Annotated in this window: 12 protein-coding genes; 2 read left to right on the top strand and 10 right to left on the bottom strand. The window is 69.0% G+C overall.

Annotated elements, in window-relative coordinates; genetic code table 11:
• Positions 1-10: 10 nt before the first annotated feature.
• From ACFXK0_RS08660 to ACFXK0_RS08615, 10 genes are all read right to left on the bottom strand, one after another.
• Entirely contained in the window at positions 11-1153 is a 1143-nt protein-coding gene (locus tag ACFXK0_RS08660; RefSeq protein ID WP_379409369.1) for a thiolase family protein, read from the bottom strand.
• A gap of 2 nt (positions 1154-1155) precedes the next feature.
• Positions 1156-1992 (bottom strand): enoyl-CoA hydratase/isomerase family protein, encoded by an 837-nt coding sequence (locus ACFXK0_RS08655; RefSeq protein WP_379409368.1) that lies wholly within the window; start codon positions 1990-1992, stop codon positions 1156-1158.
• Positions 1993-2182: 190 nt separating this feature from the next.
• On the bottom strand, positions 2183-3442 hold the full coding sequence (locus tag ACFXK0_RS08650) for a CaiB/BaiF CoA transferase family protein (RefSeq protein ID WP_379409367.1): 1260 nt from the start codon (positions 3440-3442) through the stop codon (positions 2183-2185).
• On the bottom strand, positions 3442-4206 hold the full coding sequence (locus ACFXK0_RS08645) for an SDR family NAD(P)-dependent oxidoreductase (RefSeq protein ID WP_379409365.1): 765 nt from the start codon (positions 4204-4206) through the stop codon (positions 3442-3444). The genes ACFXK0_RS08650 and ACFXK0_RS08645 overlap by 1 nt, the downstream gene beginning before the upstream one ends.
• Complete coding sequence (locus ACFXK0_RS08640) at positions 4206-5372, bottom strand: acyl-CoA dehydrogenase family protein (RefSeq protein ID WP_379409522.1); 1167 nt, start codon at positions 5370-5372, stop codon at positions 4206-4208. Before ACFXK0_RS08640 ends, ACFXK0_RS08645 begins: the two co-directional genes overlap by 1 nt.
• Before the next feature lie 29 nt (positions 5373-5401).
• Positions 5402-5761 (bottom strand): hypothetical protein, encoded by a 360-nt coding sequence (locus ACFXK0_RS08635; protein ID WP_379409364.1) that lies wholly within the window; start codon positions 5759-5761, stop codon positions 5402-5404.
• Complete coding sequence (locus tag ACFXK0_RS08630; RefSeq protein ID WP_379409363.1) at positions 5758-6519, bottom strand: ABC transporter ATP-binding protein; 762 nt, start codon at positions 6517-6519, stop codon at positions 5758-5760. Before ACFXK0_RS08630 ends, ACFXK0_RS08635 begins: the two co-directional genes overlap by 4 nt.
• On the bottom strand, positions 6516-7229 hold the full coding sequence (locus ACFXK0_RS08625; protein WP_379409362.1) for an ABC transporter ATP-binding protein: 714 nt from the start codon (positions 7227-7229) through the stop codon (positions 6516-6518). The genes ACFXK0_RS08630 and ACFXK0_RS08625 overlap by 4 nt, the downstream gene beginning before the upstream one ends.
• Positions 7207-9330, bottom strand: coding sequence for an ABC transporter permease (locus ACFXK0_RS08620; protein WP_379409361.1), 2124 nt, complete (start codon positions 9328-9330; stop codon positions 7207-7209). Before ACFXK0_RS08620 ends, ACFXK0_RS08625 begins: the two co-directional genes overlap by 23 nt.
• Positions 9331-9346: 16 nt before the next feature.
• Entirely contained in the window at positions 9347-10726 is a 1380-nt protein-coding gene (locus ACFXK0_RS08615; protein ID WP_379409360.1) for an ABC transporter substrate-binding protein, read from the bottom strand.
• Positions 10727-10960: 234 nt separating this feature from the next.
• Here ACFXK0_RS08615 and ACFXK0_RS08610 point away from each other — a divergent pair, with 234 nt between their 5' ends.
• Together ACFXK0_RS08610 and ACFXK0_RS08605 are read left to right on the top strand one after the other, a co-directional pair.
• Entirely contained in the window at positions 10961-12232 is a 1272-nt protein-coding gene (locus ACFXK0_RS08610; RefSeq protein ID WP_379409358.1) for an aromatic ring-hydroxylating dioxygenase subunit alpha, read from the top strand.
• A complete protein-coding gene (locus ACFXK0_RS08605; protein ID WP_379409357.1) occupies positions 12213-12575 on the top strand; it encodes a hypothetical protein in 363 nt (120 codons plus the stop codon). Before ACFXK0_RS08610 ends, ACFXK0_RS08605 begins: the two co-directional genes overlap by 20 nt.
• Position 12576: the final 1 nt, after the last annotated feature.

Here is a 12576-nt window from a genome sequence, read left to right as displayed (position 1 = left end):
CTCCCAGGTCTCAGACGAGCTCGATGACGGTGGCGTTGGCGGTGCCGCCGCCCTCGCACATGGTTTGCAGGCCGTAGCGGATCCCGTTGTCGCGCATGTGATGCAGCATGCGGGTGAGCAGGACCGCGCCGGAACCGCCGAGCGGATGACCGAGCGCGATCGCCCCGCCCAGCGGGTTGAGCCGGGCCGGGTCGGCGCCGGTTTCGGCCAGCCAGGCCAGCGGCACCGGGGCGAAGGCCTCGTTCACCTCGTACACGCCGATCTCGGACAGGGCGAGCCCGGCGCGGCGCAGCACATTCTCGGTGGCGGGGATCGGGCCGGTGAGCATGAGCACCGGGTCCGCACCGGCCACCGCGCCCGCCCGATAGCGGGCCAGCGGGGTGAGTCCCAGTTCGCGGGCCTTCTCGGGGGTGGAGAGCACCAGGGCGGCGGCGCCGTCGGAGATCTGGGAAGAGTTGCCCGCGTGGATGACTCCGTCGTCGCGGAAGGCCGGTTTCAGCTTGGCGAGTTTCTCCACGCTGCTCCCCCGGCGGATGCCCTCGTCGGCCTCGACGACACCGTCCTCGGTGGTCACCGGCACGATCTGCGCGGTGAAGGCACCCGCGTCCTGGGCGGCGGCGGCACGTTCGTGCGACAGCACGGAGAACTCGTCGAGGCGGGTCCGGTCCAGGCCCCACTTCTCGGCGATGAGTTCGGCCGAGACGCCCTGGTTGAAGGAGAAACCGTCGTAGCGGGCCAGCGCCCGCGGGCCATACGGCGCGCCACCGGTTTTCGCGGCACCGAGCGGCACCCGGCTCATCACCTCGACGCCACCGGCGACGACGACATCGGCCATCCCGGACATGACCGCTTGCGCGGCGAAGTCGACGGCCTGCTGGCTGGACCCGCAGGCGCGGTTCACGGTCGTGCCGGGCACGCTCTCCGGCCAGCCGGCGGCCAGCACCGCGTACCGGCCGATATTGCTGGACTGGTCGCCCACCTGGGACACGCAGCCCCACACCACGTCGTCGACGACGGCCGGGTCGAGGCCGGTGCGTGCGGCCAGGGCGGTGAGTACCTGGGCGGACAGGTCGGCCGGGTGCACCCCGGCCAGCCCGCCGTTGCGTTTGCCGACCGCGGTGCGGACCGCGCCGGCGATGACTACCTCGGGCATGGCTATCTCCCGTTCTCGGAGCTCGTGGGACGGATCGGTGGACGATGCACCGTCCACCGCCCGGTGAAACGTGGCTCGCGCCGTTCGGCGAACGCGGCGAAGGCTTCCGGCGCGTCGGCGGTCGCGAAGTTCAGGCCCTGCGCGCGGGACTCGGCGGCGAGCGCCTGGCGCAGGGTGGTGTCGGCGCCTTCGTGCAGTAGCGCCTTGGTTTGGGCGAGGGCGATCGGTGGGCCTGCGGCCAGCCGGGTGGCGAGATCGTCGGTGAACGTGTCGATCTCGTCCGCCGAACGCACCCAGGTGACCAGACCCAGTTCGTGCGCTTCACCTGCGGAAATGGTCTCGGCCAGCAGCGTCAGCCGCTTGGCCTGCTGCATCCCGACCAGCCGGGGCAGCAACCACGAACCGCCCAGGTCGAGGGTGAGTCCCCGGGCCGTGAACACCTGCGCGAAGGTCGATTCCGGCGTCGCGACCACCAGATCGCAGCCGAGCGCCAGATTCCAGCCGGCGCCGATCGCGGGCCCGGTGACCTTGGCGACCGTGGGCAGCGGCAGTTCGTGCAGCAACGTCGCCACATCGGCGAGTGGACGCATGCGATAGACCGGGTGCGCGTTGTCGGGCACCGAGATATCGGCACCCGAGCAGAAGGCGCTGCCCGCCCCGGTGAGGACCAGCGCCCGCACGTTGCGATCGGTCGCGACCGCGCGCAACGCCTCGGCCAGCGCCCCGAAGAGTTCGGCGTCGATGGCATTGCGCCGGTGCGGACGGTTCAGGGTCAGCGTGCGTACGCCGTCGCGGTCGGCGACCAGGAGAACGGGGGCGGCGGAGTCTGCATCGGTCATGACGCCCCCGTGCCACTCTGCGACCCTGCCGGCACACAGGCACCCGCGCCTCGTCCGATCGGGGCGGCGCTCCCAGAGCTGAGATGTCGGCGCCGGCTATGAGGTGACTCGGGTGCGGGCGCAGCCGATAAACGCGCCTGCGACCGGCAGTCGCCCGCGCTGGGTCCGTGCCCCGGGATTGCTTCGGCGGTCATGTCGTGGCCTCGGCGGGGACCGGGCCGATCACTGCGGTGCTGCGCCACAGTTCGATTTCCCCTGCGGTGCAGCCTATTTCGCCGAGTACTCGGTCGGCATCGGCGCCGAGGGCAGGTACCGGACCCATCGGTGGCTCGTAGTCGGTGATCACCGCGGGTGGCAGCAGCGACGGGATGGGGCCTGCAGGGGTGTCGATGTCGCGCCAGCGGTCGCGCTGTGCCAATTGTGGGTGGGTGACGACTTCGCTGGGGCGGTTGTAGCGGGCGTTGCCGATGCCCGCGTCGTCGGCGATGCGCTGGATATCGGCCAGGTCGTGGCGGGTGCACCAGGCGGTGATGGCGGCGTCGAGTTCGGCGCGGTGGCGGGTGCGGCCGGTGTTGGTGCGGAATCGGGGGTCGGCGGCGAGATCCGGGCGTTGCAGGATGGTGGTGGCCAGGCGTTGCCATTCGCGGTCGTTGGTGGTGCCGAGGACGACGGTGTGGCCGTCGGCGGTCGGGTAGGCGCCGTAGGGGGCGACGGCGGGTGAGCTCATGCCGAGGGGTTCCTGGTCCACGCCGGCGTGGCGGGCGTAGGTGAGGTGATAGCCCATCAGTTCGGCCATGGTGTCGAACAGGCTGATGCCGATCGCGGCGCCTGTGCCGGTCGGCGACTCCGCGACGGGGCGGGGCGAGCGCTGTGTGCCTGACGGCGCTGCGGCATCACGCCGGTACAGCGCCATCATGATCGAAAGCGCCGCGTACAGCCCGGTGGTCGCATCCGCCACGGGTGGACCGGGTTTGGCGGGTTGCCCGGCTGTCCCGGTCACCGCGCAGACCCCGGCCTCGGCCTGGACGAGCAGGTCGTAGGCGCGTTTGTGCGACAGCGGCCCGTTCCGGCCGAACCCGTCGATCTCGACCGCGACGAGCGCAGGATAGCGGGCGGCGAGGTCGTCCGGTGACAGCCCCAGCCTGGCGGTGGCGCCCGGCGCGAGGTTGGACACCAGCACATCGGCGCCGTTCAGCAGTCGATGCAGAATATCCAGCCCGGCAGCGGATTTCAGATCGAGAGCAACCGATTCCTTGCCTCGGTTCACCCAGACGAAGTGGGCGGCCTGCCCGAGCACCACATCGTCGTAGTGCCGGGCGAAGTCGCCGCCCACCGGGTTCTCGATCTTGATCACGCGCGCGCCGAAATCGGCCAGCACCCGGGTGCACATGGGCGCCGAGACGGCCTGTTCCAGTGCGATCACGGTGATCCCGGCCAGCGGGGCGGCCATCAGATCACCGTGCCGCCGTCCACCGGCAGCACCTGCCCGGTGACGAAGGAGGCGGCGTCGGAGGCCAGGAACACGAACGCGCCTGCCACCTCGTCGGGTTCGGCCCAGCGGCGCAGCAGGATCCGGTCCAGCATCTGCGGGGCGAACCGGTCGTCGGTGCGGATGGCGTGGGTCATCGTGGTGGCGGCCAGCGGGGCCACCGCGTTCACCAGGATCTGTTTGCGCGCCAGTTCTTTCGCCATCGACTTGGTGATGCCGATGACCGCGGCTTTGGCCGCCGAGTAGTTCACCTGGCCGAGTGTGCCGACGATCCCGGCCGCGGAGGTGACATTGATGACGCGCCCGGTGCCGTCGGTGGGCAGGTATTCCAGTGCCGCCTGGACACACTGGATCGCGCCGAGGGCGTGGATGTCGAACAGGCGCCGCACCGATTCCCCGGTGGTCTTGTTCAGCATGGCCGGCGCGGTCACCCCGGCATTGTTGACCAGGATGTGCAGGGTGCCGTCGGCCAGCGCGGCCGCCCGTTCGGCGGCTTCGGCCGCGGCGTCGGCATCGGTGACGTCGAAGGCGAAACTCGCTGTGGTGCCGCCGTTTCCGGTGATCTTCTCCGCGACGGCGGCTGCGGCCGCACCGTCGAGATCGGTCACCAGCACGGCAGCACCCGCGGTGGCGAGTGCCTGGGCGACGGCGGCGCCGATGCCGCCCGCCGCCCCGGTCACCAGCGCGGCGCGGCCGGTGAGGTCGAACAGTGTCTGCGGTGCCATCAGTAGCTCCTCGGTAGACCAAGGGCGTGGGTGCCCAGAAAGTTCAGGATCATTTCCTGGCTGACCGGCGCGATGCGCATCACCCGCGCCTCCCGGAAGTACCGCGCGACGTGGTATTCCTCGGCGTACCCCATCCCACCGTGGGTTTGCAGGGCACGGTCGGCGGCAGTGAAGCCTGCGTCGGCGCACAGATATTTCGCCGTATTCGCTTCGCGCCCACAGGATTTGCCGTTGTCGTAGCGCCAGGTCGCCTTGCGCAGCACCAGTTCGGCCGCGTCGAGGCGGGCCAGCGAGTCGGCGAGGGGGAACTGCACGCCCTGGTTCATGCCGATCGGCCGGTCGAAGACGACGCGTTCCTTGGCGTAGCGCACCGCGCGGTCCAGTGCGACCCGGCCGAGGCCGAGTGCTTCGGCCGCGATCAGCATGCGTTCGGGGTTGAGCCCGTCGAGCAGGTAGCGGAAACCCTGTCCTTCCTCGCCGACCCGGTCCTCGACCGGTACCCGCAGATCATCGATGAACAGCTCGTTGGAGCTCACCGCATTGCGGCCCATCTTGGCGATCGGGCGGATGTCGACGTGGGCCCGGTCCAGGTCGGTCAGGAACAGGGTCATGCCGTCGGTCTTCTTCTCGACCTCGTCATAGGGCGTGGTCCGGGTGAGCAGCAGGATCTTCTCCGACTCGAGCGCCTTGGAGATCCACACCTTGCGCCCGTTCACCACATAGTGGTCGCCGTCGCGGCGCGCGGAGGTGGTGATGCGTGGAGTGTCCAGCCCCGCACCGGGTTCGGTGACGCCGAAGCACACGTGCAGCTCGCCGGCGGCGATGCGCGGGAGGGTGCGCCGTTTGAGTTCCTCGGAGCCGTGCACCACCACCGGCTGCATGCCGAAGATGGACATGTGGATCGAGCTCGCGGCGTTCATCCCGCCGCCGGAGCGCGACACCTCCTCGGCGAGCAGGGTGGCCTCGGTGATGCCGAGGCCGTGCCCGCCGTATTCCTCGGGGATGGTGATGCCGAGCCAGCCGCCGTCGGCGATCGCCCGGTAGAACTCGGTGGGGAACTGATGATCGCGGTCGTGTTCGAGCCAGTACTGGTCGTCGAACTTGCGGCACAGCTGCGCGACCGAGGAGCGGATGAGCTCCTGGTCCTCGGACAGGTCGAAATGCATGCCATCGGGCATTGGTCGGGCTCCTCGCCTCAGTCGGCCGATCCGGACGGCACCGGCTCCCGGACCGCCCGTTCGGCGCGTCCGTCCAGCTCGAAGGCCTGCCGGGCCAGCCAGAATCGCAGGAAGTTGGTCAGCGAATAACGCAGGAACACCGCACCACCACTGACGGCGACGGCCACCCCGACCAGTGCCAGCACGATGGCGTCACGCTGGGCCAGCGGATCGGTGGTGCCGTGCGACATCAGGTAGGCCAGCACGGCGAGCACCGGCCCGGCCACCAGCGCGACGACGCCGGTGCGCAGCCACAGCCCGGACCGGCCGGCCGACGGATCGGGAATCTTGAGTTCTCGCAGGTCACGAGCGAAACGGTCCGCGCGGGATTCGGTCATGATGGGTCACTTCCTAGATAGAGGGCAGCCAATTCGTTGCGAAGTCCGCTGTCCGGACGTCCTTGGCGCACAACGCTTCCCCGCACCAGGACGGCCGCGTGGTCGGCGATGTCGAGGACCGCGGCGGCGAACTGCTCGACGACGAGCACCGCCACACCTTGACGGGCGATCTCGGCGACCTGTTCGTAGAGCCGTTCGACCACCAGCGGGGCCAGGCCCATGGACAGTTCGTCGAGCAGCAGCACCGCCGGGTCGGTGGCCAGTCCCCTGGCCAGGGCCAGCATCTGCTGCTCGCCGCCGGACATGGTGCCCGCCACCTGGCTCGCCCTGGTGTGCAGGATGGGGAACCGGTCGAACGCGATCTCCTCGACGTGGGCGCGGGTGCGACCGGTGCAGGTCATCATCCAGAGGTTCTCGCGCACCGTGAGATTGGGGAACACGCCGCGACCCTCCGGGATCAGGCACACCCCGGCACCGGCCAGGTCGCGGGCCGCCGCCCCAGTGACGTCACGGCCACCCAGTTCCAAGGTGCCCGCGGCGGGCAGATGGGTGCCGGCGACCACGTTCAGCGCCGTCGTCTTGCCCGCGCCGTTAGGGCCGAGCAGCGCGACGACCTGACCGGCCGCGACCGCGAGGTCGACGCCGTGCAGCACGGTGATCGCGCCGTAGGCGGCGCGCACGCCCCGCAGGGCCAGCAGCGGCGCCGGGTCGGCTGTCCCGGTCGGGGCTGTCGTGGCGGCGGGATGCACGGTGGTCACAGGTCCCCCAGGTAGGCAGCGAGGACGGCCTCGTCCGAGCGGATGGTCGCGGGCGGACCGGTGGCGATCATCCGGCCGAGGTCGAGGACGTAGACCTCGTCGCAGATGTTCATCACCAGGCCCATGTCGTGTTCGACCAGCAGGACCGCGGTGCCTTCGTCGGCGAGGGCGCGCAGCAGCTCGCCGAAGCGTTCGGTCTCGGTGTGGTCCTGCCCTGCGGCGGGTTCGTCGAGCAGGATCACGCTCGGCCGGGCCGCGACCGCCCGGCCGACCTCGACCAGACGGCCGGTGCCGGTGGGCAGTTCGTCGGCGCAGGCGTCGGCGACCGCGGTCAGGCCGAACCGATCGAGGATGTCGTCGACGACCTGCGCGGCCCGGCGCCGGTCCGGGCCGAGTTCGGCGGCGACCAGGAGGTTGTCGCGCACACTCAGCCGCCCGAACAGTTCGAGCCGCTGGAAGGTGCGGGCCATCCCGTGCCGCGCGCGCCGGGCCGGCCCGGCGCGGGTGACATCGCGTCCGCCGAGGGTGACCCGCCCGTGCACCGAGGTGCGCAGGCCGCAGATCACGTCGAACAGCGTGCTCTTGCCGGCGCCGTTGGGGCCGATCAAGCCGGTGATCGACCCGGCTTCGGCGCGCAGGCCGGCGGCGTCCAGGGCCCGGTGGCCGCCGAACACGACGGTGACATCGTCAACTTCCAGTAGTGACGGCACGATCGAGCACCTCCTCGTCCTCGGATGTCCAGGGGCGCCGGATGCCCCACCATTCGACCGGCACCACCGCCGGATCGGCCGGGGGCCGGTGGCGCACCGAGCTCCAGATCCGCGCCGCCACGACCGCGACGACGGCACCGCCGGTGAAGGCCCAGCCGTCGATCGCCTCGAGCAGCCGCAGGCCCCACAGCCCGAGCACGACCAGTACCAGCAGTGGCGCCACCACCCGGTCGCGCAACATCGGGAACCATTCCCGGCGCAGCGGCGCGATGGCACCGTCCTTGAGTACGCCGCCGCCGAAGAGGATGCCGCCGAGGGAGGGCAGCACCTGCGAGAGATTCAGCAGTCCGGGCCACAGCACCGGGATCACGTTCAGCGGACCGGCGAACACCAGACCGGTGAACATGCCCGCCCCGATCGCGCCCAGCCCGGCGATGGTGACGATCAGGAAGATCGGCAGCCCCGCCACCAGGTTGAACTGGTCCGGCGCCACAGCCTGCAACTGCATCCCGTAGAGCGCGCCACCGAGCCCGGCGATGGCCGCCGAGAGCGCGAACACCGCGACCCGTGCCAGCAGCAGGCTGCCGCCGAGGGTGGCGTAGGCGGCTTCGCTGTCGCGCAACGCGATCAGCCTGCGACCGAATCGGCTGCGCCGCAACAGCACGACACCGAATCCGGCGACCGCGAGACAGACCGCGGCGAAGACGGTGATCCCGGCCGTGGTCTCCACTTTCAGCCCGAACAGGTCGGGTCCGACGATCGACACCGACCCCTGGTCGAACAGCGCGATCCGCACCCCGAGGATCTCGAAGGCGGGCAGCGTGAAGATCCACCGGTCGAGCACGACCGCGAAGGCCGCGGTGGCCAGTGCCATGTAGACACCCGAAAGCCGCAGTGCCGGAACGGCGATCACCACACCGACCAGGCCGGCGACACCCATGGCCGCCGGCAGCGCCCACCACTGCCCGTCCGGTCCCAGATGCCCGTAGGCGACCGCTCCGATACCGGCCAGACCGAGCTGGCACAGCGAGATCTGGCCCGCGAAGCCGAGCAGCGGCACATACGACAGCGCGATGACACCCCAGGCGAACATGGCGCCGTAGGTGATCAGATCCGGCTCGCTCAGCATGGTGGCCAGCATGAGACCGAGGGTGACCACGACCGCCGCGAAGGCCGCTGAGCCGCCGAGGGTCGGCAACGGCACCGAACCGACCCGCCGGTCCCGCCCACGCAACCGGCCGTGCGGGAACAACAGCAACGCGAGGAACAGCAGCAGCGCGGGAGCCGCGAGCCGCAACCCCGGCAGGTACTCGTTCTGCGGCAGATACCCGGTCAAGTAGCTCTCCAGCAGACCGACCACCACCGCACCGGCGAACACCATCGGCAGATTGCGCAACCGGCCGAAAATGGCGGCGGTGTAGGCACTCACGATGAGCAGCGACAGCTGCGCCGCGTCCAGGGTGACCATCGGCGCGATGAGGATGCCGCCGATCGCGGCCAGTTCGATACCGAGGATCCAGGCGATCCGGTTGGCCCGCTGCGGGTCGGCGCCGGTGAGCCCGACCAGGGCGCGGTCGTCGACGGTGGCCCGCATCTCCACGCCGGTCCTGGTGCGGTACAACAGGATCCGCAGCGCGACCGCCACCGCGACCGCCACCGCGATGGTGAGCGCCTGGTGCCAGGTCAGGGTCACCACGCCCAGGTCGATCGAGGGCTGGTCGGCGAAGAACCGCGGCAGGGTCCGGGATTCGTTCGGATCCCAGATCCAGCGCGCCAGCACGATCAACCCGCTGAGCAGGGCGATGGTCATCACCAATTTCTCGGCGTCGCCCAGCCCCTGGGTCGGGGCCAGGGTCCGGCCGAAGAACAACCCGAAGGCCGGGGCGAAGACCAGCAGCACCGCGGCCAGCGCGAGCGGGACCGGCCAGCCCCAGCCGACCGACAACTGCCAGTAGACGAAGGCCGAGACCATGCCCGCCGCACCGTGCGCGAAGTTGAACACCCCGGTGGTGGTGTAGGTGAGTACCAGTCCGCTGCCGATCACGGCGTAGATCGCGGCGGTACTCAGGCCGACGATGCCGAAGGCGAGGAATTGCTCCATCAGCGGGCGCGCTCCGTCACTTCAGATCCGCGAGGCTCTTGCCGACCGAGGCCAGGGTCGCCGGCTGCCCGAAGTCGGCGGTGTACCGGTACGGGGTGAAGCCACAGCGATAGAGCCCATCGGTGTTCGGCGAGAACTGCGCGGACTTCCAGCCGTCCGGGCCTGCCTGCTGCACATTGAAGCAGCGGGTCTGCTCGGACAGCGGCTTGGACAGATCGACCGGTGCCTGCAAACCGCCCGCGGTCCAGGCGGTTTCCTTCGCGGCGGTCCGGTAGACGCAGGCGCGCGTCAGGTCGTCACCGCACGCGGTGGCCGACTTGGCGAACAGCAGCCAGGACTGGAAGGCGCGCAGCACCTGGAAGGTGATGGCGCTGTCGGGGGCGTACTGCTCGAACAGGTCCTTCACCTGCTGGACCGCGGGCACCTTGTCGGCGGCGTCGAGCGGGGCCGTGCCGCTCATGTCGAGCAGGTTGTTCTGCTGTCCGAGTGAGCTCTTCGCCGAGTCCAGGAACACCTGGTTGTAGGAGTTGGCGTTGGCGTCGATCCAGTCCAGCTTGTAGTTCATGCTGGTCAGCACGTCCTGCAACTTGGCCAGGTAGCGGAAGTCGCCGTAGAAGATCAGGCCCTTCACCCCGGCGGCCTTGATCGCCTGGGCGTAGGGCGTCCAGTCCGAGACGCCCGAGATCGGGTAGAGGTCGCTGTAGACGATCTTCGCCCCGGCGGCGCCGAAGGACTCGGTGAGCTTGTCGCCCATGACCTTGGTGATCGGCGAGTCGCCGTTGATCATGCCGAGGGCGTTCTTGGAGTCGGGGAAGGCCTCGTTGATGAGCCAATCCTGGAATCCGGTATAGGGATTCACGTTCTCCGACATCGACGAACCCGCGCCCAGTTGCAGGTCCGAGCCGGTATTGGCGGTCTGGGAGACCTGCGCGGGGAACTCCGGCAGCAGGCATTCGAGGCGGTCCTTGACGCCGAGCCCGTCGAGCGCCGCGCTGCCGCCGACCAGGACGAAGTCCTCGCGACAGGCCTCGAGCATGCGCTGGCGGACCTCCATGAGTTTGGTGTCGCGCAGGTTGGTGACGATCTTGCGGCCGTTGATCCCGCCCGCCGCATTGCACCAGGAGGTGAAGACCTTGGCGGCATCGACGAAGTCGGGGTTCTTGGTGAAGCCGATGTCGGAGAAGACACCCACCTCGATCTCGGTCGCCGACACGCCTTGGGCCTGCGAGTCGCCCGGCGTACCGGACTTGCAGACATCGCTGAGCGTGCCGAAGTCGCCGGATGCGGCGGGCGCCGGACCGCCTGGGCCGTCCTCGCTCGCTCCGCCCTCCCGGCCGCACCCTGCCACCAGGAGAGCGACCGCCATCAGGGCGATGACTGTGCGCTGTGGTTTCACCGTAAATCCTCCTCCGTGAGCAGCGGCGGCATGGCGCCCGCTGCAACGGAAACTATCTTCTCAGAATCGGATAATCAATATCGAGTTTCCGGAGAGTATGAATCTTCCAGGTCGGCCGGGGCGGCGACCCCGACGCGCGCACCGGGCGGCCGAAGCCGCGTTTGACAGCGCTCGACCTGCATGGAAATCTAGTAGTCAGTTTTGGAGAATCGCATTCTCACGAGAGGGAGTCCCTTGGCACACTTCACCAAGCCGGCGGCCGGGAGCTGGACACAGAACTATCCCGAGCTGGGCACCGCCCCGGTGGACTACACCGATTCGATCGACCCCGCCTTCTACGAGGACGAGCGCCAGGCGATCTTCCGCCGCACCTGGCTCAATGTGGGCCGGGTCGAGCGGCTGCCCCGGATCGGCAGCTACTTCACCAAGGAACTGCCCTGCATCGGGTCCTCGGTCGTGATCAACAAGGATCGCGACGGCGAGATCCACGCCTTCCACAACATCTGCCGTCACCGCGGCAACAAGCTGGTGTGGGACGACTTCCCCAACGAGGAGACCGCGGGCTCGTGCAGGCAGTTCACCTGCAAGTACCACGCCTGGCGCTACGAGCTCAACGGTGACCTGAACTTCGTCCAGCAGGAGAAGGAGTTCTTCGACCTGGACAAGAGCAAGTACGGCCTCAAGACCATCCGCTGCGAGGTGTGGGAGGGGTTCATCTTCATCAACCTCGACCCGAACGCCAAGCCGCTGACCGACTATCTCGGCCCGATGATCAAGAGTCTCGAGGGTTACCCGTTCCACGAGATGACCGAGGTCTACAGCTACAAGGCCGAGATCGGCAGCAACTGGAAGCTGTTCATCGACGCGTTCGCCGAGTTCTACCACGCGCCGATCCTGCATCAGAAGCAGGCGGTGCAGAACGAGGCCGACAAGCTGGTCACCACCGGTTTCGAAGCGCTGCACTACGCGATCGAGGCGCCGCATTCGATGGTGTCGTCGTGGGGTGGCATGGCCCCGCCCAAGGACCCGAACATGGTCAAGCCGATCGAGCGCAAGCTGCGCAGCGGCCTGTTCGGACCGTGGGACCGGCCCGATATCGAGGGCCTGGACCCGCTGCCCGAGGGCATCAACCCCGCCCGCCATCGTGCCTGGGGTGTGGACGAATTCGAGATCTTCCCGAACATGTCGCTGCTGTTCTGGGCACCGGGCTGGTACCTGACCTACCACTACTGGCCGACCGCGGTGAACAAGCACATCTTCGAGGCCAACCTCTACTTCGTGCCTGCCAAGACCGCGCGTGAGCGGCTGGCCCAGGAGCTGGCCGCGGTGACCTTCAAGGAGTACGCGCTGCAGGACGCGAACACCCTCGAGGCCACCCAGACCATGATCGCCACCCGCGAGGTCAGCGACTTCCCGCTCAACGACCAGGAAGTCCTGCTGCGCCACCTGCACACCACCGTCCAGCGCATCGTGAAGGAATTCCGCAATGACAACGCCGACAAGTGAGGCCGCGACCGTGACCGAACAGCAGCTGCCCGCCGAGTTCGCCGATCTCGCGCGCTTCGCCGACTGGATCCTGCCGACCGAACCCGAGCGCTACACTAAGCGTCTGGCCTCCTCGATGGCGCAGATGCAGGAGCTCTACGACGCCGGGATGGAACGTCTGGACGCGGCCCTGGACTACTGCGACAAATACGACATCGACGATCTGCCCGACGAGGTGCGCAACCTGTTCAACCTGTTGCAGTCGGTGGTGATGGTGTCGTTCCCGATCGAGTGCTGGAAGCAGCCGCGGGTGCCCGACTCCGGCGCGGCCTATCTCGATATCGTCCGCGAGCCGCTGGTCTGAC

The organism is Nocardia sp. NPDC059177, assembly GCF_042755165.1.
Classification (GTDB): domain Bacteria; phylum Actinomycetota; class Actinomycetes; order Mycobacteriales; family Mycobacteriaceae; genus Nocardia.
Note: the sequence above shows the minus strand (reverse complement) of the source record. Positions and strands in the feature narration are given on the sequence as shown.